The 22,626-nt window shown below is 67.3% G+C and carries 29 protein-coding genes; 21 read left to right on the top strand and 8 right to left on the bottom strand.

The genetic code is table 11. The features are described 5' to 3' along the window. Positions 1 to 46: 46 nt before the first annotated feature. Positions 47 to 874, top strand: coding sequence for a DUF3108 domain-containing protein (locus tag QP552_RS05105; RefSeq protein ID WP_106551089.1), 828 nt, complete (start codon positions 47 to 49; stop codon positions 872 to 874). A 2-nt stretch (positions 875 to 876) separates the two neighbouring features. Beyond that, entirely contained in the window at positions 877 to 1,560 is a 684-nt protein-coding gene (locus QP552_RS05100) for a DUF3108 domain-containing protein (RefSeq protein WP_106551090.1), read from the top strand. A 107-nt stretch (positions 1,561 to 1,667) separates the two neighbouring features. Here the strand turns inward: QP552_RS05100 and QP552_RS05095 are convergent, their stop codons facing one another. The 3 genes from QP552_RS05095 to QP552_RS05085 are packed head-to-tail and all read right to left on the bottom strand — an operon-like array spanning position 1,668 to position 3,505. Next, a complete protein-coding gene (locus QP552_RS05095; RefSeq protein ID WP_049427475.1) occupies positions 1,668 to 1,985 on the bottom strand; it encodes a hypothetical protein in 318 nt (105 codons plus the stop codon). Beyond that, positions 1,982 to 3,253, bottom strand: coding sequence for a UDP-N-acetylglucosamine 1-carboxyvinyltransferase (murA, locus tag QP552_RS05090; RefSeq protein WP_111112960.1), 1,272 nt, complete (start codon positions 3,251 to 3,253; stop codon positions 1,982 to 1,984). The genes QP552_RS05095 and murA overlap by 4 nt, the downstream gene beginning before the upstream one ends. 21 nt (positions 3,254 to 3,274) lie before the next feature. After that, positions 3,275 to 3,505 (bottom strand): BolA family protein, encoded by a 231-nt coding sequence (locus QP552_RS05085; RefSeq protein ID WP_005408396.1) that lies wholly within the window; start codon positions 3,503 to 3,505, stop codon positions 3,275 to 3,277. Positions 3,506 to 3,559: 54 nt separating this feature from the next. Here QP552_RS05085 and QP552_RS05080 point away from each other — a divergent pair, with 54 nt between their 5' ends. From QP552_RS05080 to QP552_RS05000, 17 genes are all read left to right on the top strand, one after another. Further along, the gene (locus QP552_RS05080) at positions 3,560 to 4,561 is read left to right on the top strand and encodes a KpsF/GutQ family sugar-phosphate isomerase (RefSeq protein ID WP_106551092.1); all 1,002 of its coding nucleotides are present in this window, start codon (positions 3,560 to 3,562) and stop codon (positions 4,559 to 4,561) included. Between the two features lie 66 nt (positions 4,562 to 4,627). After that, positions 4,628 to 5,176, top strand: a complete 549-nt coding sequence (locus QP552_RS05075; RefSeq protein WP_286075184.1) for an HAD hydrolase family protein — start codon at positions 4,628 to 4,630, stop codon at positions 5,174 to 5,176. Beyond that, complete coding sequence (gene lptC, locus QP552_RS05070; protein WP_106551094.1) at positions 5,173 to 5,748, top strand: LPS export ABC transporter periplasmic protein LptC; 576 nt, start codon at positions 5,173 to 5,175, stop codon at positions 5,746 to 5,748. Before QP552_RS05075 ends, lptC begins: the two co-directional genes overlap by 4 nt. A 103-nt stretch (positions 5,749 to 5,851) precedes the next feature. Continuing rightward, positions 5,852 to 6,403 carry a lipopolysaccharide transport periplasmic protein LptA gene (gene lptA / locus QP552_RS05065; RefSeq protein WP_111111580.1) on the top strand — a complete coding sequence of 184 codons (552 nt, stop codon included), beginning with the start codon at positions 5,852 to 5,854 and terminating at the stop codon, positions 6,401 to 6,403. Further along, positions 6,403 to 7,122 (top strand): LPS export ABC transporter ATP-binding protein, encoded by a 720-nt coding sequence (gene lptB, locus QP552_RS05060; RefSeq protein ID WP_005408391.1) that lies wholly within the window; start codon positions 6,403 to 6,405, stop codon positions 7,120 to 7,122. Before lptA ends, lptB begins: the two co-directional genes overlap by 1 nt. A 40-nt stretch (positions 7,123 to 7,162) precedes the next feature. Beyond that, entirely contained in the window at positions 7,163 to 8,584 is a 1,422-nt protein-coding gene (locus QP552_RS05055; RefSeq protein ID WP_106551095.1) for an RNA polymerase factor sigma-54, read from the top strand. Between the two features lie 58 nt (positions 8,585 to 8,642). Next, complete coding sequence (gene raiA / locus QP552_RS05050) at positions 8,643 to 8,960, top strand: ribosome-associated translation inhibitor RaiA (RefSeq protein ID WP_005415556.1); 318 nt, start codon at positions 8,643 to 8,645, stop codon at positions 8,958 to 8,960. 21 nt (positions 8,961 to 8,981) lie between these two features. Beyond that, positions 8,982 to 9,434, top strand: coding sequence for a PTS sugar transporter subunit IIA (locus tag QP552_RS05045; protein ID WP_106551096.1), 453 nt, complete (start codon positions 8,982 to 8,984; stop codon positions 9,432 to 9,434). Further along, positions 9,431 to 10,381 carry an HPr(Ser) kinase/phosphatase gene (gene hprK / locus QP552_RS05040; protein ID WP_099553978.1) on the top strand — a complete coding sequence of 317 codons (951 nt, stop codon included), beginning with the start codon at positions 9,431 to 9,433 and terminating at the stop codon, positions 10,379 to 10,381. Before QP552_RS05045 ends, hprK begins: the two co-directional genes overlap by 4 nt. Positions 10,382 to 10,407: 26 nt before the next feature. Further along, on the top strand, positions 10,408 to 11,292 hold the full coding sequence (rapZ, locus tag QP552_RS05035) for an RNase adapter RapZ (protein ID WP_286075182.1): 885 nt from the start codon (positions 10,408 to 10,410) through the stop codon (positions 11,290 to 11,292). A 410-nt stretch (positions 11,293 to 11,702) separates the two neighbouring features. Continuing rightward, positions 11,703 to 12,095, top strand: coding sequence for a hypothetical protein (locus tag QP552_RS05030; RefSeq protein ID WP_005408386.1), 393 nt, complete (start codon positions 11,703 to 11,705; stop codon positions 12,093 to 12,095). Beyond that, the gene (locus QP552_RS05025) at positions 12,088 to 12,357 is read left to right on the top strand and encodes an HPr family phosphocarrier protein (RefSeq protein WP_111111577.1); all 270 of its coding nucleotides are present in this window, start codon (positions 12,088 to 12,090) and stop codon (positions 12,355 to 12,357) included. The genes QP552_RS05030 and QP552_RS05025 overlap by 8 nt, the downstream gene beginning before the upstream one ends. Before the next feature lie 2 nt (positions 12,358 to 12,359). After that, on the top strand, positions 12,360 to 14,129 hold the full coding sequence (gene ptsP, locus QP552_RS05020; RefSeq protein ID WP_286075181.1) for a phosphoenolpyruvate--protein phosphotransferase: 1,770 nt from the start codon (positions 12,360 to 12,362) through the stop codon (positions 14,127 to 14,129). Between the two features lie 217 nt (positions 14,130 to 14,346). Then, complete coding sequence (gene mgtE, locus QP552_RS05015; RefSeq protein WP_005408383.1) at positions 14,347 to 15,708, top strand: magnesium transporter; 1,362 nt, start codon at positions 14,347 to 14,349, stop codon at positions 15,706 to 15,708. A 61-nt stretch (positions 15,709 to 15,769) separates the two neighbouring features. Further along, positions 15,770 to 16,036: a hypothetical protein gene (locus QP552_RS05010; RefSeq protein ID WP_106551301.1), complete on the top strand. Its 267-nt coding sequence runs from the start codon at positions 15,770 to 15,772 to the stop codon at positions 16,034 to 16,036. Positions 16,037 to 16,106: 70 nt separating this feature from the next. Further along, positions 16,107 to 16,922, top strand: coding sequence for a prolyl oligopeptidase family serine peptidase (locus QP552_RS05005; protein WP_111111575.1), 816 nt, complete (start codon positions 16,107 to 16,109; stop codon positions 16,920 to 16,922). Positions 16,923 to 17,059: 137 nt separating this feature from the next. Beyond that, positions 17,060 to 17,551, top strand: a complete 492-nt coding sequence (locus QP552_RS05000; protein WP_111111574.1) for a transposase — start codon at positions 17,060 to 17,062, stop codon at positions 17,549 to 17,551. A 69-nt stretch (positions 17,552 to 17,620) separates the two neighbouring features. Here QP552_RS05000 and QP552_RS04995 read toward each other — a convergent pair whose 3' ends face one another. The 3 genes from QP552_RS04995 to QP552_RS04985 are packed head-to-tail and all read right to left on the bottom strand — an operon-like array spanning position 17,621 to position 19,641. Then, entirely contained in the window at positions 17,621 to 18,571 is a 951-nt protein-coding gene (locus tag QP552_RS04995) for an aspartate carbamoyltransferase catalytic subunit (protein WP_014036233.1), read from the bottom strand. A gap of 16 nt (positions 18,572 to 18,587) precedes the next feature. Then, positions 18,588 to 19,055, bottom strand: a complete 468-nt coding sequence (ruvX, locus tag QP552_RS04990) for a Holliday junction resolvase RuvX (RefSeq protein ID WP_180851461.1) — start codon at positions 19,053 to 19,055, stop codon at positions 18,588 to 18,590. A gap of 19 nt (positions 19,056 to 19,074) precedes the next feature. Next, a complete protein-coding gene (locus QP552_RS04985; protein WP_005408377.1) occupies positions 19,075 to 19,641 on the bottom strand; it encodes a YqgE/AlgH family protein in 567 nt (188 codons plus the stop codon). Between the two features lie 88 nt (positions 19,642 to 19,729). Here QP552_RS04985 and QP552_RS04980 point away from each other — a divergent pair, with 88 nt between their 5' ends. Then, positions 19,730 to 20,275 (top strand): DNA-3-methyladenine glycosylase I, encoded by a 546-nt coding sequence (locus QP552_RS04980; RefSeq protein WP_286075180.1) that lies wholly within the window; start codon positions 19,730 to 19,732, stop codon positions 20,273 to 20,275. Positions 20,276 to 20,351: 76 nt separating this feature from the next. On the opposite strand, the gene QP552_RS04975 is transcribed toward QP552_RS04980, so the two are convergent. Both QP552_RS04975 and QP552_RS04970 read right to left on the bottom strand, forming a co-directional pair. After that, positions 20,352 to 21,059 carry a YitT family protein gene (locus tag QP552_RS04975; RefSeq protein ID WP_099553961.1) on the bottom strand — a complete coding sequence of 236 codons (708 nt, stop codon included), beginning with the start codon at positions 21,057 to 21,059 and terminating at the stop codon, positions 20,352 to 20,354. Positions 21,060 to 21,170: 111 nt separating this feature from the next. Then, positions 21,171 to 21,383 (bottom strand): DUF4287 domain-containing protein, encoded by a 213-nt coding sequence (locus QP552_RS04970; RefSeq protein WP_286075178.1) that lies wholly within the window; start codon positions 21,381 to 21,383, stop codon positions 21,171 to 21,173. Between the two features lie 302 nt (positions 21,384 to 21,685). Here QP552_RS04970 and QP552_RS04965 point away from each other — a divergent pair, with 302 nt between their 5' ends. Beyond that, a complete protein-coding gene (locus tag QP552_RS04965) occupies positions 21,686 to 22,585 on the top strand; it encodes a LysR family transcriptional regulator (RefSeq protein WP_111111569.1) in 900 nt (299 codons plus the stop codon). Positions 22,586 to 22,626: the final 41 nt, after the last annotated feature.

Here is a 22,626-nt window from a genome sequence, read left to right as displayed (position 1 = left end):
GACTGCGGGGCTGGCATCCTGCCCCCTCCTGCGGTCCCTGTCCTCCATGAAGACCACGACGCTGCTGTCCACTTCACTGCTGTTGTCGCTTGCCGTGCTTCCCGGCGTGGGCTGGGGCCAGGCGCAGCCGCCTGCGGCTTCGCCGGTACCGCCACCCGCACCCGCTGCGCTGCCACCGAACGAGCCCAGCGTGCCGCTGTTGCCGGCACTGGCCTGGGAGCCACCGCCGCTGCAGCCGTTCACCGCCACCTACCAGGCCTTCTACAAGGGCAAGGAAGCGGGTGATGCCAGCATGCAGGTCACCCACACCGGCGGCAGCCAGTGGCGGGTGGACATGCAGGTGGTCGGCCGCCGCGGCTTTGCCAGCGTGCTCGGCCTCAACATCGAGCAGAGCACGGTGTTCGAAGAGCGCAGTGGCGTCTACGCACCGCTCAGCCAGAGCACGGTGCGCAAGGGCCTGTTCCTGGGCAAGAAGGCCGTGGGCACCTACAACTGGCAGGCCGGTACCGCGCAGTGGACCGGTGACGTAAAGAAGGAACGCGCGCAGCCGATCCCGCTGCAGCCGGGCGACCAGAGCGCACTGCTGATCAACCTGGCGATCATGCGCGATGCGCGCCCCGGCGCCGCAATGCATTACCGCTACGTGGACATGGGCAAGGTCCGCCAGCACGACTACCAGGCCGCGCCGCAGACCGAGAACGTCGAGGTCGGCGACCTGTCCTACAACGCGCTGCGGGTCTACCGGACCAATGGCGGCAACAACGAAACCATCCTCTGGATCGCCAACGGTGTCCCCACCCCGGTGCGCATCCTGCAACGCGAAGACGGCGAAGACCGCGTCGACCTGCGCCTGATCGAATACCAAGGAGTCTGAGCATGAGCACCCTGACCCGCCCCCTCACCTGGATCGCCGCTGCCGCGCTGACCGTAGCCAGCCTGCCGGCCATGGCGCTGGAGCCGTTCAAGGCCGACTACCTGGCCAGCTACATGGGCATGCAGGCCAACGGCACCATGACCCTGTCCAGCGAAGGCGCCAACAAGTGGCGCTACAGCCTGCAGGTGAAGAACCAGCTGGCCGACCTCAGCCAGAGCACCGTGTTCGAGGAAGTGCGCGGCCAGCTGCGCCCGCTCAGCAGCCAGGACCGTTCGGCCCTGCTGGTGAAGAAGCGCAACGTGCAGGCCACCTACAACTGGAGCAGCAACCAGGCCACCTGGACCGGCGACATCAAGCCGGACCGCGCCGGACCGATCGCGCTGAAGGCCGGTGACATGGATGCACTGCTGATCAACCTGGCGATTGCCCGTGACCTGGCGGCCGGCAAGCCGCTGACCTACCGCATGGTGGACGAGGGCCGGATCAAGAACATGACCTACCGCGTGATCGGCAAGGAGTCGATCACCGTGGCCGGCAAGAGTTACGAGGCCACCAAGGTGTCGCGTGCCGATGGCAACAAGGAGCTGATCGCCTGGATCGTGCCGGACTTCCCGGTGCCGGCGCGGATGCTGCAGCGTGAGAGCGGCCGCGATGCGCTGGACCTGACCATCAAGGCGATGAACTGAGCGGTAGCGCCGGGCCATGCCCGGCGGATTTTCGTTCCGCGCTACGCGCTCGCCGGGCACGGCCCGGCGCTACCGTAAAAAAACGCCCGCTTTCGCGGGCGTTCTGCTTACTTCTTTTCGTCGGCCGCGGCAGGCGTGAACTCGGTGCGGCAGTCCACGCGGATCTGCTCGCCGGTGCTGCGCCAGACAAACGTACGGCAATGGCGGTTGCCGTCCTGGCTGTCGTTCACCGCAACCGCATAGAACGACTCGATGATCTCGTCACGCGTGACCGTGCCGTCGCCGTTCCAGTCCATGTCCTTCTGCTCGATGCCCTGGGTGATGGCGATGTTGGCGTACCAGGCGTAGCCCAGCCACGCCAGCACGATCAGCACCAGGGCCAGCAGCGCCTTGCGGCGCGGGCTGAACTTGCCGCGCAGGATCATGGCACGCGCCGGATGGTGGCGCCGAGCGAAGACAGCTTCTCTTCGATGTTCTCGTAGCCACGATCAAGGTGGTAGATGCGGTCGATGGTGGTGTCGCCGCTGGCCATCAGGCCGGCCAGGATCAGCGAGGCCGACGCACGCAGGTCGGTCGCCATCACCGGTGCGCCACTCAGGTGCTCGCTGCCACGCACGATGGCGGTATGGCCTTCGACCTGGATGTCCGCACCCAGGCGCAGCAGTTCGTTGACGTGCATGAAACGGTTCTCGAAGATCGTTTCGTTGATCACGCCCACGCCGTCGGCCACGCAGTTGAGTGCCATGAACTGCGCCTGCATGTCGGTCGGGAATGCCGGGTACGGCGCGGTGGTCAGGTTGACCGCCTTCGGCCGCTTGCCCTGCATGTCCAGGGTGATGCTGTCGTCGGTGGTGTCGATCTTCGCACCGGCCTCGACCAGCTTGGACAGCACCGCGTCCATGGTGTTCGGGCGCGCACGGTTGACGGTGACCTTGCCACCGGTCATCGCCGCGGCGACCAGGAAGGTGCCGGTCTCGATGCGGTCGGGCAGCACTTCATGGCGGCCACCGGACAGGCGCTCGACGCCCTCGATCACCAGGCGGGCGGTGCCCAGGCCTTCGATCTTCGCGCCCAGTGCGATCAGGCAGTGCGCCAGATCGGTCACTTCCGGTTCCATCGCGCAGTTGTCGAGGATGGTGGTGCCTTCAGCCAGCACCGCGCCCATCAGCACGTTCTCGGTGCCGGTGACACTGACCATGTCGAAGGTGAAGTGCCCACCCTTCAGGCGCTTGGCGGTGGCCTTGATGAAGCCGTTCTCGACCACGATCTCGGCACCCAGCGCCTGCAGGCCCTTGATGTGCTGGTCGACCGGACGCGAGCCGATCGCGCAGCCGCCCGGCAGCGACACTTCGGCCGCGCCGAAACGGGCCAGCAGCGGGCCCAGCACCAGGATCGAGGCGCGCATGGTCTTGACCAGCTCGTACGGTGCCACGTGCTGGTTCACCGGGCGCGGGTCGACCACGATCGCGCTGCCGCGCGACAGCGTGCCCTGGTCGATGGTGACCTTGGCGCCCAGCTCGCCCAGCAGCTTCACCGTGGTGACCACGTCGTGCAGGTGCGGCACGTTGGTGATCTCCACCGGCTCATCGGCCAGCAGGGTCGCGCACAGAATGGGGAGGACGGCGTTCTTGGCGCCGGAGATGCTCACTTCACCGTGCAGCGCAGCGCCGCCGGTCACAACGATCTTGGCCATGTATTCGGGATCTTCTGCGGTTCAGCCGGCTTCGGCCGGGGTCACGGTTTTCAGCGCCAGCGCGTGGATCGCGCCGCCCATCAGGTCGCCCAGGGTGGCATACACCATGCGGTGGCGGGCCAGCGGCATCTTGCCGGCGAAGGCCTCGCAGACCACGGTCGCTTCGAAATGCACGCCATCGTCGCCCTGCACGTCGGCGCGGGCGCCGGGCAGGCCGGTTTCGATCAGATTGCGGATGGTGTCGGCGTCCAACGGGCTTTCCTAATAAAATGTGCGTCCATTCTACTTCCGCTGCGTGGCGTCCGCATGGCCGAATCCCTGTTGCCCCCCCGTTCCGTCGACCCTGCCGGCCTGGTTGCCAGCGGCCGCCGAGTGTTCGAGATCGAGCGGCAGGCACTGGATGCCGTGGCCGACCGCCTCGGCGAAGGCTTCCAGCAGGCCTGCCAGGCGATCCTGGCCAGCCGTGGCCGGGTGGTCGCCACCGGAATGGGCAAGTCCGGGCATGTCGCCCGCAAGATCGCCGCCACCCTGGCCTCTACCGGCACGCCGGCGTTCTACGTGCACCCCGGCGAAGCCGGCCATGGCGATCTCGGCATGATCACCGAGGACGACGTGGTGCTGGCCCTGTCCTATTCGGGCGAATCGGACGAAGTGCTGATGCTGCTGCCGGTGCTCAAGCGCCAGGGCAACGTACTGATTTCCATGACCGGCCGACCGCAGTCCAGCCTGGCCACCGCCGCCGACATCCACCTGGACGTGAGCGTGCCGGCCGAGGCCTGCCCGCTGGCGCTGGCGCCCACCTCCAGCACCACCGCCTCGCTGGCGATGGGCGATGCACTGGCCGTGGCCCTGCTCGACGCACGTGGCTTCACCGCTGATGACTTCGCCCGTTCACACCCGGCCGGCAGCCTTGGCCGCCGCCTGCTGCTGCACATCACCGACGTCATGCACACCGGCGACGACCTGCCCAGCGTGGGCGCCGACGCCAGCCTCAGCGAAGCGCTGATGGAGATGAGCCGCAAGCGGCTGGGCATGACCGCCGTGGTCGACGCCGACGGCGTGCTGATCGGCCTGTTCACCGACGGCGACCTGCGCCGTGCGCTGGACAGCGCGCTGGACGTGCGAACCGCGAAGATCGCCGATGTAATGACCCGCAACCCGCGCACCATCGGCGCCGACCAGCTGGCAGTAGAGGCCGCCCGGCAGATGGAAACCCAGAAAATCAATGGCCTGATCGTGGTTGATGGCCAGGGCCGAGCGGTCGGCGCCCTGAACATTCATGACCTGTTGCGGGCCCGGGTGGTTTAACCGACAGTCCATAGACCCCATTCAGTCTGTAACGCCGCACCCGCCCACAACGAGCCTGCCGCCCTGATGCCCTGGTCCCCCCTGCCCGCCTTCCCCGCCCACCTGCATGCCGCCGCGGCCCGGATCCGCCTGGCCTGCTTCGACGTGGACGGCACCCTCACCGACGGTCGGCTGTACTACGACAAGGACGGCAACGAGAGCAAGGCGTACTTCGTGCAGGACGGCCTGGGCCTGAAACTGCTGCAGCAGCACGGCATCCATCCCGTGCTGATCACCGCGCGCAACAGCCAGTCCGCGCTCAAGCGCGGCGCCGACCTCGGCATCGATACCCAGATCGCCGTGGGCGACAAGCTGGCCAGCGTGCAGGCGCTGTGTGCGCAGCACGGCATCGGCCTGGAACAGGTGGCATTCATGGGCGATGACCTGCCCGACCTGGCGCCGCTGGGTGCGGTCGGCCTGGCGGTGGCCCCGGCCAACGCCCATCCGTGGATCGCCGAACGCGTGCACTGGCAGACCCGCGCCGAGGGTGGCCGTGGCGCCGCGCGCGAGCTGTGCGACATCCTGCTGGCCGCTCAGGGCCGCGTGGATGCGGTGCTGGCGAGGTTCGGCGCATGAACCTGCCCACCTTGAACTGGCGCACCCTGCTCGGCATCGGCCTGCTGCTGGCTGCACTGCTCAGCAGCTGGGCGGCGCTGCGCAACCGCGACAAGGGGCCAGCCACGGGTGGCCAGGAAATCGGCGTGGATTACATCCTGCATGACTTCCAGATCGTTGCCCTGGATGAGCACGGCAAGGAATCGACCACCCTGCGCGCACCGCTGCTGGAACGCCAGCGCGGCGACCAGACCATCAACATCGCCACCCCGCTGTTCGAGATGCCGGACAAGGATGGCAAGCACTGGACCCTGCGCGCCGAGACCGGCTGGCTCAGCGCCAAGGGCGACGAGATGAAGCTGCGCGGCAATGTCGCCGGCGACAGTCCGGCGGGCCCGGGCGTGGTGCCGACCACCTTCCGCACCGACCACCTGGACGTGTTCCCGAAGGACAACCGCGCCCGTACCGATGCCCTGGTGACCATGACCCGCCCGGGCATGGAACAGTCCGGCGTCGGCTTCGAGGTGGATTCCAAGAACAACACGTATCATTTCCTCAGCCAGTCCAAGGGCCGCTACACGCCCAAACGCTGATTCCGCCGCCAGCCCGCGACGTCTCCGGACAGGCGCAGGGCCGGCAGCCCCACCCTCCGCCCCCGGCCCGCCCGGGAGGCCCTCACCGGTAGAACGGACCCCGATGAAGATTCCCTTTGCCGCCGTACTCGCGCTCGGTCTTCTTGTCCCCAGCGCCGCCTTCGCCAAGTCCACCGACCGCAACGAAGACATGCACATCGATTCCGGCGCCCAGTCCGGCATGCTCACCGGCGACGGCAAGACCGTGCTGTCGCAGGGCGTGATCATCACCCAGGGCACGCTGGACCTGCGCTCGTCCGAGGCCGAGATCTACCTCAAGGACGGCGAGGCCGTGCGCGTGGTGTTCACCGGCAAGCAGGCCAAGATGAAGCAGCAGCTTGATGACGGCACCTGGATGGACGCGCTGGCTGATCGCATCGATTACGACATCAAGACCGAGATCATCACCCTGACCGGCAACTACAAGGTCACCAGCGCGCGCGGCACCAATGCCGGCCAGCGCATGGTCTACAACACCCGCACCGGCGAGATGAACTCCGGTGGTGACGGCAGCCGCGTGCGCACCGTCATCCCGCCGAAGAACAAGACCCCGGCGGCACCGGCGGCACAGCCCAGGGCCGCCACGCCGGCACAGCCGGCCGGGAGCAAAAAGTAATGCTCGTCGCCAAGGGCCTGCGCAAGAAGTACAAGCAGCGCGAAGTGGTCAAGGACTTCGGGCTGACCCTCGATGCGGGTGAAGTGGTGGGCCTGCTCGGCCCCAACGGCGCCGGCAAGACCACCTGTTTCTACATGATCGTCGGCCTGGTCGCCGCCGATGCCGGCAGCATCGTGCTCGACGGCAAGGACATCACCGGTGACCCGATGTACACCCGCGCCAAGCAGGGTGTGGGCTACCTGCCGCAGGAACCCTCGGTGTTCCGCAAGCTGACCGTGGCCGACAACATCCGCCTGGTGCTGGAACTGCGCGAGGACCTGGACTCGGCCGGCCGCGAGCGCGAATTGAACGGCCTGCTCGACGAACTGCAGCTGGGCCATGTCGCCGACCAGCTCGGCGCCAGCCTGTCCGGTGGCGAACGCCGCCGCTGCGAGATCGCCCGCGCGCTGGCCGCGCAGCCGCGCCTGATCCTGCTCGACGAACCGTTCGCCGGTGTCGACCCGATTTCGGTCGGCGAAATCCAGCGCATCGTCACCCATCTCAAGCAGCGTGGCATCGGCGTGTTGATCACCGACCACAATGTGCGCGAGACCTTGGGTATCTGCGACCGCGCGTATATCCTCGCCGAGGGCAGCGTGCTGGCCCAGGGTTCGCCGGAGGCGATCCTGGACAATGCCGACGTGCGTCGGGTCTACCTTGGGGATTCCTTCAAGCTGTGACTGCGGTCGCCGGGTCCCTTTCCTTCCTTTCGGCACAGGCATGAAGACTCGGCTGCAGACATCGTTGGGACAGCAACTGGTGCTCACGCCCCAGTTGCAGCAGGCGATCAAGCTGCTGCAGATGTCGACCACCGAGCTGGAGCTGGAGATCGCGCAGGCAGTGGAGAGCAACCCACTGCTGGACTGGGCCGACAGCAACGACAGCAGCGCCGCCAACGAAGGCAGCGATGGCAACGGCAACGAAGCGCCTGCAGAACGCAGCGATGAAGGCGACGACTGGGCGCCGGCCGAACTGGACTGGACGGCCACCGGCAGCGGTGGCAGCTTTGATGATGACGACGATACCGGCAGCGCCGCCGAACGCGTGGCCGAAACCGAGACGCTCGCCGACCACCTGCTGTGGCAGCTGCACCTGTCGCATCTTTCTGCCAGCGATCGCAGCATCGGCGCGGCACTGATCGATGCACTGGACGACGACGGTTATCTGCGCGAGCCGCTGGCCACCATCGCGGAAACCCTGTTGCCGGCGATCCACGCCGACGAGGACGAGATCCTCGCCGTGCTGCATCGCATCCAGCGTTTCGATCCGGTCGGTGTGGCTGCACGCACGCTTGGCGAATGCCTGCAGCTGCAGCTGGACGTGCTGGCCGACGAAACGCCGGGCCTGCTGCTGGCGCGACAGATTGCCGCAGGACCACTGGAGCGGTTGCCGCGCAGCGGCGTCGCCGGGCTCGCCCATGAACTGAAGCAGCCGCTGGACGAGGTCGAGACCGCGGTCGCCCTGCTGCGCTCGCTGGACCCGCGTCCAGGTACCCAGATCGCCCCCTTGTCGCAGGACACCTACGTGGTGCCGGACGTGGTGGTGTGGCGGCAGAACGGCGTGTGGCGTGCGGCGCTGGCCGGGCACGCCGGACCGAAGGTAGTGATCCATCGTGGCTACGAACAGCTGATCCGCCGCTGTGGCGACGCCGACGCGGGCTACCTGCGCGCCCAGCTGCAGGAAGCGCGCTGGCTGCTGAAGGGCCTGCAGCAGCGTGGCGAGACCCTGCTGCGGGTGGTGCGGAGCCTGATCCTGCAGCAGGCCGGTTTCCTGGAATTCGGCGAGCAGGCCCTGCGTCCGCTGACCCTGCGCGAGATCGCCGCCGAGCTCGGCCTGCACGAATCGACGGTGTCGCGCGCGATCGCGCGCAAGCACGTGCGTACCCCGCGCGGCACCCTGCCGCTGCGCGCCTTCTTCGCTTCGGGCATTGATACCGAGGGCGGCGGCGAAGCATCCAGCACCGCCATCCAGGCGATGATCCGCCGCCTGATCGACGACGAGAACCCGCGCAAGCCGCTTTCTGACGCCAAGCTGGCTGACCTGCTCAAATCGTCGGGAATTCCAGTAGCGCGACGCACCGTGGCGAAGTATCGTGAAGCCATGAACATTTCCGCCTCGCACGAAAGGGTCAGAATCGCTTGACGCGCCGCCGCGCCCGGCGGAGAGGTTCATTGGCACATCCGAACACAGGAGAAACCCGATGCGCATCGAAACGTTTGGCAAAGATGTCGAAGTCACCCCGGCCCTGCAGTCCTATGTAGAGGAGAAGCTGGCCCGGATCGGCAAACACTTCGACCAGCACTGCGAAGCGCGGGTGACCCTCAAGCTGCAGAAGACCGAGCACCACGTCGACGCCAGCCTCAACATCCCGGGGCAGACCCTGCACGCCGAGGCCGGCGGCCAGACCATGTACGCCGCGATCGACCTGCTTGCGGACAAGCTTGACCGCCTGGTGATCAAGCACAAGGAGAAAAAACAGCAGCACGCACCGCTGCCGGTGGGCGACAATGGTGGCTGATCGCCACTGTTCCCCGCAGACATGCCCCTGACTGACCTCCTGGCGGCCGTGCAGACCCAGCTCTGCACGGCCACCGACCGTGACAGCGTCCTGCAGGCCGCCGCCGGGTTGCTGGCCTGCCGCCAGGCCAACGCCGAACAGATCTATCTGAACCTGTGCCAGCGCGAAGCGCTGGGCAGCACCGCGATCGGCCACGGTATCGCCATTCCCCACGGCCGCGCGCCGACCCTGGACCGCCCCCGTGGCGCCCTGCTGCGCCTGGCCACCCCGGTCGACTTCGGTGGCGACGAGCCGGTGGACCTGGTGTTCGCGATGGCCGTTCCCGCCCACTACACCCACCAGCACCTGATGCTGCTGTCCGAGCTGGCCGAACTGTTCTCGGCAGCGGATATCCGCCAGGCACTGCGCCAGGCAGGCGACGCGCGGGCCCTGCGCGAGGCGCTGGACATGACCCCACCTGCGAGTGCCGCATGAATACCAGCATCACCGCCCGTGAACTGTTCGAACAGCAACGCGAGCGGCTGGGGCTGCGCTGGGCCGCGGGCCAGTCGGGTGAGAAGCGCGAGCTGGAGGCCGGCAATACGGTCTCCCGTCGCCCCTCGCTGGCCGGCTACCTCAATGCGATCTACCCCAACAAGGTGCAGATCCTGGGCACCGAGGAACTCTCCTGGCTGGACGCACTTGAACCCCGCCAGCGCTGGGAAACGATCGAAAAAATCATGCAGTCGCACCCGCTGGCACTGGTGCTGACCCGCAACCAGGCGTGCCCGGAAGACCTGCGTGCCGCCGCCGATGAATCCGGCACCCCGTTGTGGCTGTCGCCCAAGCGCGGCCACGAACTGCTCAACCACCTGTCCTACCACCTGGCACGGACGCTGGCGCCGCGGGTGATCCTGCATGGCGTGTTCATGGAGATCTACTCCATCGGCGTGCTGATCACCGGCGAAGCCGGATCGGGCAAGAGCGAGCTGGCGCTGGAACTGCTCAGCCGTGGCCATCGCCTGGTGGCAGACGATGCCCCCGAATTCACCCAGATCGCACCCGATGTACTCGACGGCACCTGCCCGGAGCTGCTGCAGGACCTGCTGGAAGTGCGCGGCCTGGGCGTGTTGAACGTGCGCGAGATGTTCGGCGACACGGCTGTAAAGAAGAACAAGTACCTTCGGCTGATCGTTCACCTGACCAAGCCGATGACCGAACCCACCCCGCATGGCTACGAGCGCCTGACCGGCGATTCGGGCACCCGCCATGTGCTGGACCTGGACGTGCCGCTGATCACCCTGCCGGTGATGCCCGGCCGCAACCTGGCCGTGCTGACCGAGGCGGCCACCCGCCTGCATATCCTGCGGACCAAGGGCATCGACCCGGCGGCGATGTTCATCGCCCGCCACAGCAACCTGCTGGAACGGCGAACGCCTTGACCCCCTGCCCTTCGAAGAGCCTTTCCATGAGCACCGTCACCCCCTCCGCCCCGACCCTGATCATCGTCAGCGGCCTGTCCGGCTCGGGTAAATCCGTCGCCCTGAAGACCTTCGAGGACCAGGACTACTACTGCTCGGACAACCTGCCGATCAACCTGCTGCCGGACTTCGTACGCAGCCTGCTGGCCAATCGTGGCGGCAGTGCACCGCGCCGGCTGGCCGTAGGCATCGACGTGCGTGGGCAGGCCGACCTGAGCCAGCTGGGCGACTGGCGGCAGCTGGCCGCCGACGCCGGCGTGGACGTGAAGGTGCTGTTCTTCGAAGCCAGCGACGAGACGCTGCTCAAGCGCTACGCCGACACCCGCCGCCGCCATCCGTTGAGCCAACTGGGGCTGTCCCTGCCCGAAGCCATCGCCCGCGAACGCGAGTTGACCGCACCACTGCGCCGCGAGGCCGATGCGGTGATCGACACCAGCAGCCTCAACGTGCACCAGCTGCGGCGCCGGATCATCACCGAGTTCACGATGGACCATGCCACCGGCCTGTCGCTGCTGTTCGAATCGTTCGCCTACAAGCGCGGTGTGCCGGCCGAAGCGGACTTCGTGTTCGACGCCCGCGTGCTGCCCAATCCGCACTGGGACCCGGAACTGCGGGCGCTGAGCGGTCGCGAACCCGGCGTGCGCGATTACCTGGAAGCGCAGCCGGATGTGCAGCGCTACCTGGCCCAGTTGACAGACTTTCTCGATACCTGGCTGCCGAAGCTGGGGGATGGCACCCGCAGCTACGTGACCGTGGCGTTCGGCTGCACCGGTGGCAAGCACCGCTCGGTGTTCCTGGCCGAGCGCATGGCACGCCACGCCCGCGAGATGGGCTGGGAAGACGTGGCGACGTACCACCGCGAACAGGATTGAGGGGGTCGGCCGGGCTGCGCCCGGCACCCGCTGTAGAGTCGAGCCACGCTCGACTGAAGCAACAGCAAGAGCGGGTTTTCCGTGGGATGGCGGGGCAGTGTGGGTATGCAGGACACGCCGTGAACCCGTCCCTGGGGGCTCGATGGCGCCATCCATGGCGCCAACGGTCCTGCATTCCCACACCGCCCCACCTCTGACAGGTTTCTGCTGCTGTTCGTAGGTGTCGACCTTGGTCGACACGGTAGATCCACGCCATGCGTGGATGAATCGCTGTCAGCATCGAAAAAAGGATGGAGTCGGAGCCCTTTTCCAACGAAAAAGGGTTCCCGCGCGAGCAACACTGAATACGGGACACAGTGCCCCTCTCCTGCTGCTATCGCCGATTCACCTTGACCTGTTAACGTGCAGTAATGACCTGTGGCATTCTCCTCGTAACACATCCCGGGGTCGGGACCGCCCTGCTTGACGTGGCGACCCGGCTCCTGCGGCAATTGCCGCTGAAAACCGAAGCTTTCGAAGTACCGTTCGACGCAGACCTGGACGCCCTGCTCCCGCTCGCCTCGGCCGCCCTGCGGCGGGTCGATGGGGGTGACGGCGTGCTGATCCTGACCGACCTGTACGGCGCCAGCCCCGCCAACCTTGCCGGGCAGCTGGCCCGGCTGGGGACCCCGGTTCGCCGGGTGTCGGCGCTGAGCCTGCCGATGTTGCTGCGGGTGATGAATTATCCGGAACAGGGACTGGATCAACTGCCCGCCACAGCCGCGGCGGGTACCCGTAATGGAGCGATAGTCGACGATGCTTGAACGAGAACTCACCGTGAGCAACCGCCTGGGCCTGCACGCCCGGGCCACCGCCAAGCTGGTGCAGACCCTGGCGCCGTTCCGCTGCAACGTGACCATGGCCGCCAAGGGCCGTGAGATCAACGCCAAGAGCATCATGGGCGTGATGCTGCTGGCCGCCGGCCAGGGCACCCCGGTCACCGTGCGCATCAGCGGCGAGGACGAAGCTGCTGCGATGGAGGCGGTGGTCGGCCTGTTCGAACGCCGTTTCGACGAGGACAGCTGAGCGTGCCACGCGCACGCGCCGGCCAGCCCCCTTCCGGCCAACGGCCGGTACTGCTGCTGGCCGGCCATGGTGCCGCCCGCGGCACGGCAATGGGCCGCGCCCGCGTGCGACTCCCGCATGCATTGGAAGTGGCCGAGCAGCGCGTTGCGGCCAACCAGGTCGAGGCCGAGCTGGCCCGCCTGCATCGCGCGGTGGATGCCGCACGCACGGAGATGCACGAACTGCGCCAGCGCCTGCATGGAGCGCTGAACCAGGAAGTGGGTGAGTTCCTCGACCTGCATGCGCTGCTGCTGGACGATCCCGAGCTGCTGTATGGCCTGGACGAACTGATTCGCAGCGGACCGTACAGCGCCGGCTATGCATTGCGCCTGCAGCGCGACCGCCTGGCCAAGGTCTTCGACGGGATGGACGATGCCTACCTGAAGAGCCGCATGGACGACCTCGACCATGTGATCGGCCGCATCCATGCCTTCCTGCAGCCCGAACGCCCGCCGGCGGTGAAAGGCCTGGCCGGCGAGATCCTGGTCTGCGACAACATCGCGCCCTCCGAACTGGCACAGCTGCAGGCACAGGGTGTGGTCGGCATCGTCACCGCTGCCGGCAGCGCGCTCTCGCACAGCGCGATCCTTGCGCGCAGCCTGCACCTGCCCTTGATCGTCAACGTGCCGCAGCTGCTCAGCCGCATCGCCGATGGCGACGTGCTGATCATCGATGGCGCCGACGGCAGCATCACCGCCAATCCGCAGGCCGACAATCTGCGCGACTACCGCGCGCGACTGAAGGAACATGCACGCGAACAGCGCGAGCTTGGCCGCCTGCGCAGCAAGCCCAGCCGCACCCGCGACCAGGTCGACATCGCTCTGCTGGCCAATGCCGAATCGCTGGAGGACGTAACCCAGGCACATGCGCTGGGCGCCCACGGCCTCGGCCTGTACCGCACCGAATTCCTGTTCCTGCAGCGCAACGAGCTGCCGGACGAAGAAGAACAGTTCCAGACCTACCGCGATGCCGCCCTGGGCATGAGCGGACGACCGGTGACCATCCGCACCCTCGACCTGGGTGCGGACAAGGCTGATCGCACCGGCCTGACCCTGAGCAACGAAGAAAACCCAGCGCTCGGCCTGCGCGGCGTACGCCTGTCGCTGGCACGGCCGAAGGTGGCCGACACCCAGCTGCGCGCGATCCTGCGCGCCTCGGCCTACGGCAAGCTGCGGGTGCTGGTGCCCATGGTCAGCACCCGTGAGGAACTGCTGGCAGTGCGCCGGCGCATGCTCAAGCTGACCGAGCAGCTGCGCGGCGAAGGCCACATGGTGTCCGACCACGTGCCACTGGGCGCGATGATCGAAGTTCCTGCGGCTGCGCTGGCCCTGGAAAGCTTCATCGACCTGGTCGATTTCCTGTCGATCGGCACCAATGACCTGGTGCAGTACCTGCTGGCGGCCGACCGCAACAATGAAGCACTGGGCGAGCTGTATTCGCCGTTGCACCCGGCGGTACTGCGGCTGCTGCAGATGGTGATCGAGACCGGCGCGCGCCACCGCATCCCGGTAGCGGTCTGTGGCGAGATGGCCGGCGATGCGCGGATGACCCCGCTGCTGCTGGCACTGGGCCTGACCGAATTCAGCCTGCATCCCGGCACGTTGCTGGAGGTACGCCGCGCAATCCGCGAAGCCGACCTCGGTGCGCTGCGCGCCCGCGCACCGAAGCTGCTGGGCATGCGTGACCGCCGCGGTATCGAGCGCTGGCTGGCGTTGGTGGCGGACGCGTCCTGATTTCCGCGCTACGCGCTCGCCGGGCATGGCCCGGCGCTACCGCCGCGCGCCACCCTTGGTAGCGCCGGGCCATGCCAGGCGGAACATGTGGCCCCCGGTGGCCGTAGGCCAGCGGGGTATGCGTTGAAACATCCCCTTGCGATAATGACGCGCTGAACACCCCTGTTGCCGCATCCTTGCCGGGATCGCGGCTTTTCTTATCCCCGCGGGAGCTGCGATGGCTGAAGCTGTACGCCACGACAAGACTGCGCGCCAACTGCGGATGCTGTCCGATGCACTGGACAGCGGCCGGCTGGGCCCGGTGCGTCGCCTGGTCAACACCCTGGCCCCGGCCGAGATCGGCAACCTGCTCGAGTCGCTGCCGCCGGGCAAGCGCGAGGTGGTGTGGGGCCTGGTCGATCCGGAAGATGACGGCGAGGTACTGGTCCACGTCGGCGACGACGTGCGCGAAAGCCTGCTCGCGGACATGGACCCGGACGAGATCATCGCCGCGGTCGAAGACCTGGACATCGACGATCTGGCCGACCTGGTCGAAGACCTGCCGGACACGGTCATCGACGAAGTCCTCAAGTCGATGGACCGCGAGAACCGCGAGCGCCTGGAACAGGTGCTGTCCTATCCCGAGGACAGTGCCGGCCGCCTGATGAACCCGGACGTGGTGACCGTGCGCGCCGACGTCAATGTCGACGTCGTGCTGCGTTACCTGCGCCTGCGCGGTGAACTGCCCGACCACACCGACCATCTGTTCGTGGTCAGCCGCCGCCACCAGTACCTCGGCCGCGTGTCGCTGGCGGCACTGGTGACCCACGAGGACACCACCCCGATCAACCGCCTGATCGACGACGAGCAGCCAGCCATCGACGTCGGCGAGAGCGACCAGGAAGTCGCCCGCCAGTTCTCCGACCATGACTGGATCTCCGCGCCGGTGGTGGACGACAACAACATCCTGATCGGCCGCATCACCATCGATGACGTGGTCGACATCATCCGCGGCCAGGCCGAGCACCAGGCGCTGGGCGCCGCCGGCCTGGACGAGGACGAGGATCTGTTCAGCCCGGTCTGGCGCGCAATGCGCCGCCGCCTGATGTGGCTGTCGGTGAACCTGTGCACGGCCTTCCTGGCCTCCAGCGTGGTCGGCCATTTCGAAGGCACCATCGACAAACTGGTGGCGCTGGCGGTGCTGATGCCGATCGTCGCCGGCCTCGGCGGCAACGCCGGTACCCAGGTGCTGGCACTGATGGTGCGCGGCCTGGCGCTGGGCCAGGTGGGCGCATCCAACGCCCGCACCCTGCTGTGGAAGGAAGTCCGGGTCGCGCTGCTGAACGGCGTGATGCTGGGTTCGGTGCTGGGCCTGATCGTGCTGGCCTGGTTCCACTCGCCCGGGTTGTCGGCAGTCATTGCCATCGCGCTGACCTGCAACCTGCTGTTCGCCGCACTGGCCGGCGTGCTGGTGCCACTGACCCTGAAGCGCTTCGGCTTCGACCCGGCGCTGGCCAGCGGCATCTTCCTGACCGCCGTGACCGACTCGATGGGCTTCTTCACCTTCCTCGGCCTGGCCACCCTGGTGCTGCTGCACTGACCGCCCCAAGGGTCGGATCCCCGCTGCGCGGGGCTCTGCCCCATTCCCACTGGAACATCCCATGGCAACAACAATCGAAAACTACTTCCAGCCCGGCTGGCGCGACCAGCAGCACACCTGCCCGGCCTGCGAATGGAAGGGCAGCTCGCGCGCCATGGAAATGGAACTGGACGAAGACGCCACCGAGTACGACTGCCCGGTCTGCGAGAACCCGTTGCTGGTAGTGCTGCACCCGGATTTGGCGCAGGTGCAGGCCGCCGCCGCCGAAGGCAATGCCGAAGCACGGGAGCAGCTGGAGATCATCGCCAGCTTCCCACGGCCGGAGTGACGCGGCGCATGATGCCGCGTTGACGGCGGCGGACTACGATGCAGCTGACCCTACCGCCTCGGGAAGTCCCATGGTCCGTTCGATGTCGCGCTGGCTACCGCTGCTGGCCGTACTGATGATTTCCGGTTGCGCCTCGGTGCCGGACAGCGCGCGCGGGCATTTCGAGGGCCGCGCGGTGAAGGTGGATGGCGAAACCGCCTACTACCAGGTCTTCATTCCTGCCGGCGTCCGCGCCTCCGCCCCGGGCAGCGCAGCCACGCAGGGCGGGCCTCCGGTCATCCTGTTCCTGCACGGCTCGGGCGAGCGCGGCGCCGATGGCGTCAAGCAGACCTACTCGGGACTGGGCCCCTATCTGCGCGAGCACCCGGACTTCCCGGCCCTGGTGGTGTTTCCGCAGGCACCGCGCCATTCCGAATGGAGCGGCCGCAACAACCGCATGGCGCTGGCCGCACTGGACGCGATCGTCGACGAATTCGGCGCCGACCCGGCACGGCAGTACCTGACCGGCATGTCGATGGGCGGTTATGGCAGCTGGAACATCGGCCTGGACGACCCGCATCGTTTTGCCGCGATCGTACCGGTATGCGGTGCCGTGTTCGCACCGCGCGCGAAGCGACCGACCCTGTTCGTCGAGCAGGTCGCGCAGGAGTCAGATCCGTATGCGGTGATCGCGCAACGCCTGCGGCACACACCGATCTGGATCTTCCACGGCGCACTGGACGATGTGGTGCCGCCGGACGACGACCGCCGGCTGCACAGCGCCTTCCTGGCCACCAATGCGCGCGACGTGCGCTATACCGAGTACCCCGACGGCAACCACAACGCCTGGGACGCCACCTACGCAGACCCGGCGATGTGGGATTGGCTGTTCAAGCAGAAGCGCTGAGCCACAGCCCCTGGTAGCTGCCAACCTTGGTTGGCATTGACTGCTCTGGTAGTTGCCAACCTTGGTTGGCACTGGCCTACCTGAAACCAATCCATTCCCCGATGTTCACTGGAAGCACGCCCGTCCATGCTTGCTCCATGCAGAACATACGTCTCCTGCTCGGTCGTCGCTCCAGCATCGGCCTCAGCTATATCCTCACCACCGTCGTCCATGACCGCGCACCGCTCTTCACCAACGCCGCAGCGGCCGCCTTGGCAATGCGCGAATTCCAGCGACTGGATCAGGAAGGCTTCACCCGCTCGATTGCCTACGTGGTCATGCCCGACCACATCCACTGGCTAGTCGAACTGCGCGCGGGGACGCTGGAAACCGTCATGAAGCGCTTCAAGTCGCGCACAGCCCAGCAGGTAAATCGCTTGCTGGGGCGGATCGGGCGCTTCTGGCAGGCGTGCTATCACGACCATGCGATCCGCTCTGACGAATCGTTGCACCGGCATGCGATGTACCTGATGGGAAATCCGATCAGGGCCGGGCTGACGACGCGGCTGGGGCAATATCCCCATGCATGGTGCGAATGGGAGCTCGGGGCCTCGTGTGATCGGCCAGATGACATGAGCACCATCGGATAGTGCCAACCAAGGTTGGCATCTACCAAAGCAGTGGGTGTCAACCAAGGTTGACACCTACCAAGCGGGGCATCAGCCCAGCAGGGTTTCCAGCACGGCCATGCGCACGGCGACGCCGTTGGCGACCTGGCGCAGTACCCACGACTGCGGGCCGTCGGCCACCTCGTCGGTCACTTCCACGCCGCGGTTGATCGGGCCCGGGTGCAGCACCGCCGCATCCTTGCCGGCGCGTGCCAAGCGCTCATTGGTCAGGCCGTACTGCGCGTGGTACTGCTCCAGCGACGGCACCAGGCCTTCTTCCATGCGCTCGCGCTGCAGGCGCAGCATCATCAGCGCGTCGACGCCTTCCAGCATCGCATCGAAATCATCGCCGACCACGCAGCCCTTCAAGGTCTCGTCGTCCGGCAGCAGCGACTGCGGACCGCACACGCGGATTTCGCCCACGCCCAGCGTGCGCAGCGCATGCAGATCGGTGCGGGCCACGCGCGAGTGCTTCACGTCGCCGACGATCACCACCTTCAGCTTCGAGAAATCCGGGCCCTTGGCCTGGCGCAGGGTCAGCATGTCCAGCAGGCCCTGGGTCGGGTGCGAACTGCGGCCGTCACCGGCGTTGATCAGCGCAGTGCCCTCGCCCGCCGCTTCGGCCAGTGCGGCCACGGCACCGTCATCGGGGTGGCGCACCACGAAGCCACGCACGCCCATCGCTTCCAGGTTGCGCAGCGTGTCGCAGGCGGTTTCACCCTTGCGCGTGGACGAGGTCGAGGCATCGAAGTTCAGCACGTCGGCGCCCAGGCGCTGCGCGGCCAGCTGGAACGAGCTGCGGGTGCGCGTGGACGGTTCGAAGAACAGCGTGCACACCGCCGAACCGGCCAGTACATGACGCTTGTTGCCGACGCGACCGACCGCGGCATCGCGGATCTGCCCTGCCCGGTCGAGCAGCTGCAACAGGGTTTCGCGCGGCAGGCCCTCCAGGGTCAGCAGGTGGCGCAGGCGTCCGGAGGCATCGATTTGCTGGGCAGTCATGGCGGGAGTCGGGCAGTCAGGGGATGGGGGTGGCGTCGTCCGGCGACGACAGCCAGCGGTCGATGATCACCGCCGCGGCCACGGCATCGAGGGCGGCCGCATCTCGGCGGCGCTTGCGCCCTTCGGCGCGCTCGACGGCGAAGCGGCGGGCGGCCTCGACCGAGCTGGAACGCTCGTCGATCATCACCACGGGCAGCTTGAAGCGTTCCCGCAGCTGGCGGGCGAAGCCCTGCGCGCGCTTGCGGTTGGGCTGGTCCTGGCCGTCCAGGGTCAGCGGGTCGCCGACGACCAGGCCATCGGGCTTCCATTCCTTGAGCAGGCGCTCGATCGCGGTCCAGTCCGGGCCGTTGCCGTGCACATCGACCACCGCCACCGCGCGCGCATGCGCCGCGAACGCACTGCCGATGGCCACGCCGATCCGTCGCGAGCCGACATCGAAACCCAGAACGGTGCCGTCACGGCGGATCGCCGGGGCAGGAGATATCGGTGCGGGCGCGGCCGGCTCAGACATGGCCGCTGTAATCCGTCAGCCGGAACAGGTCCACGCCGATACGCGAGGCCGCACCCTGCCAGCGCTGCTCCAGTGGCAGCTGGAACACCAGCTCGGCGTCGGCCGGCACGGTCAGCCAGCTGTTCTCGGACAGCTCGCTTTCCAGCTGCCCTGCGCCCCAGCCGGCACAGCCGAGGGTAACCACGGCGTTGGCCGGGCCTTCGCCGCGCGCCATCGCTTCGAGGATGTCGCGCGAGGTGGTCAGGTACAGGCCATCGCCCACGGTCAGGCTGGAATCCCACGCCCGCGCGTCGTCATGGATGACGAAGCCGCGCTCGGGATGCACCGGGCCGCCGTTGAGCACCATGCGCGCCTGCAGGTCGCCATCACCGGTGGTGATGTCCATCTGCGCAAGCACTTCACCCAGCGTGTACTCGGACGGCTGGTTGACCAGCACACCCATCGCCCCGTTCTCGTCGTGCTGGCAGATCAGCGCGACGCTGCGGGCAAAGGTCGCGTCGAGCAGCGACGGCAGCGCGACGAGCAGGTGATCGGCAAGGGAGGTCGGCGTTACAGGCATGGCCCCATTCTAGCGGCTGGGCGCGCCGGGCGCCTCCACCCGGCGGTCACGGCGCGCATAATGACGTCCCACCGTGCAGGAGTTCGACGTGTCCGGTTACTGCCTTATCGCTCCGGGCCATCCGGTGCACGACTACTACCACGCCAACGAATACGGCTTCCCGCAGCGTGACGAGCGCGAACTGTTCGAACGGCTGGTGCTGGAAATCAACCAGGCCGGCCTGAGCTGGGAAACGATCCTGAAGAAGCGCGAGGGCTTCCGCGCAGCCTATGACGGTTTCGATGTGGACCGCGTGGCAGCCTACGCCGAGCAGGACATTGAACGCCTGCTGTCGGACGCCGGCATCATCCGCAACCGGCTGAAGGTGCTGGCGGCGATCCACAACGCGCAGGTGATCCAGCAGCTGCGTGCCAGCCATGGCAGCTTCGCGGCGTGGCTGGATGCGCACCACCCGCGCAGCAAGGCCGACTGGGTGAAGCTGTTCAAGAAGACGTTCCGCTTCACCGGCGGCGAGATCACCGGCGAGTTCCTGATGAGCCTGGGCTACCTGCCGGGGGCGCATGCTGCGGACTGCCCGGTGCATGCGCGGCTGCTGACGCTGGCCCCGCCATGGGTGCAGGTGGCTGGCCGCTGATGCAAATCCGCCGGGCATGGCCCGGCGCTGCCACGTGGTGGTTCCGGTAGCGCCGGGACATGCCCGGCGAACGCGATCACACCCCCATGTAACGGCCCGGGCGGTGGTTGAACATCAGCACCAGGCTGAGCACCACCGCGCCGATGGCCGAGTACAGCACCTTCGACGGCGACAGCACGAAGAACGCGGCCACCATCAGGCAGGCGTCGTAGGACATCTGCACCTTGCCCGCGCTCCAGCCGCGGGTGCGCTGCAGGTACACCGCCAGGATGCCGATGCCACCAAGGCTGGCACGGTGGCGGATGAAGAACAGGATGCCCAGGCCGGACAACGCGCCACCGACGATCGCCGAATACAGCGGATGGATGTGCGAGAAGTCGATCCAGCGTGGCAACAGGTCGGTCAGCACGCCACAGGCGGTGACCGCGGCAAAGGTCTTCAGGGTGAATTCCCAGCCCATGCGCCGCAGCGCCACCCAGTAGAACGGCAGGTTGACCAGCACGAACACCACGCCGAAGTTCCAGTCCAGCGCGTAATGCAGCAGGAAGGCCATGCCGGCCATGCCGCCGATCATCAGCCCGCTCTTGGCGAAGATGGCCAGGCCCAGCGAGGCCACCATCGTGGCCAGCACCATGCCCTGCACATCCTCGGCGATCGAGTGGCGCAGCGCTTTTTCGTCGGCGGTGGTACCAGCGCTGTCGGGCGGCGGGGTCAGCGGACCGGCGGTGACCAGGTGGCCGTCAGCGTCGTCGCACGGCGCCGGGCCATGGGAGGGAAGGGACATACAGGTGGGGGAACAGCAGGTGGGGAGCGCTATTAGACACGATCCGCATGACAGTTGCAGATGAAATCGTTCAGCTGAATGCGTCCCACCCTGCCCTCCGCCTGCCGCCGGTCACCCCTTGCCGGCCAGGTGGTGCGCCACCAGCGCATTGGCGTGGCCATGGCCCAGCTCGTGCTCGCTCTTCAGGAAGCTGACCAGTTCCATGTGCTTGAGCCCCTTCTTCTTCGACAGCAGGCCGAACCAGTGCGCCACCGGTTGGCCGTAGGTCTTCTCGATGGAGGGGAAGTACGAGGCCGGGCCTTTCGGCTTGGTATCAGTGCTCATGTGCAGCTCACGTTGAAGTCATTCATTCGACGAACCACAGTCCCTGAAATCGACATCCCCACACGTCTACACAGAATGGGGTCGGAGCCGTTCCAACAGCTCGCGGGAAACTGTCGAAGGCGGGGTGGCTCAGGTTGCGGGGGACGGCGCAAGTACGTCCATGTAGCCTCGGTCGCGCCATCCATGGCGCTCACGCCCCCGCAACCTGAGCCACCCCGCCTCCCACAGGAAGCCAGCTTTTGACGTTGCCGTTGACGTTGATTCGGCGGGTGCCGGGCGCAGCCCGGCCGTATCATTCCCGCATGCCACGTGAAAACCTCAACGACCTGCAGGCCTTCGTCCACGTCGCCCGCGCGGGCAGCTTCACCAAGGCCGCCGCCCAGTTGGGTGTCTCCCAGTCTGCGCTCAGCCATGCCATGCGCGGCCTGGAGCAGCGCCTTGGCGTGCGCCTGCTGACCCGCACCACGCGCAGCGTGTCCACCACCGAAGCCGGCGCCCACCTGCTGGAAACGCTCGCCCCTCGCCTGGCCGAGATCGAGGATGGGCTGGCCGCGCTGGCCGAATACCGCGAGCGCCCGGCTGGAACCATCCGCATCAATGCCACCGGCCATGCCGCCGAATACATCGCCTGGCCACGGCTGGCGCCGCTGCTGCAGCAGTATCCGGACCTCAAGGTGGAGCTGACCGCCGACTACGGGCTGGCCGACATCGTCGCCGAGCGCTACGACATCGGCATCCGCCTGGGGGAGCGGCTGGCCCGCGACATGGTCGCCGTGCCGGTCAGCCCGCCGCTGCGCATGCGCGTGGTCGGCGCCCCCACTTACTTCCGCCAGCACGTGGTGCCTCGGCACCCGGACGACCTGGCCGCGCACAACTGCGTGACCCTGCGCCTGCCCACCCATGGCGGGCTGATGCCGTGGGATTTCGGCCAGGACGGCAACGAACTGAGCGTGCGGGTGAGCGGTCAGTGGATCTTCAACAGCATGGGCATGACCCGCGCCGCCGCGCTGGCGGGCAGCGGGCTGGCGTGGCTGCCGGAAGACCAGGTGCAGCCGATGCTGGAGGATGGGCGACTGCAGTCGGTGCTGGACGACTGGTGCCCGCACTTTGATGGCTATTACGCGTACTACCCGTCGCGCCGGCATGTAACGGTGGCGATGCGCACGGTGCTGGCCGCGCTGCGTGGGCCGATGAAGGACTGAGCTGGGGAGTGCGGACCAACGGTCCGCACCCACCACACTCT

Origin of the sequence: Stenotrophomonas sp. 59, assembly GCF_030291095.1 — a bacterium.
Classification (GTDB): Bacteria; Pseudomonadota; Gammaproteobacteria; order Xanthomonadales; family Xanthomonadaceae; genus Stenotrophomonas; species Stenotrophomonas maltophilia_Q.
Note: the sequence above shows the minus strand (reverse complement) of the source record. Positions and strands in the feature narration are given on the sequence as shown.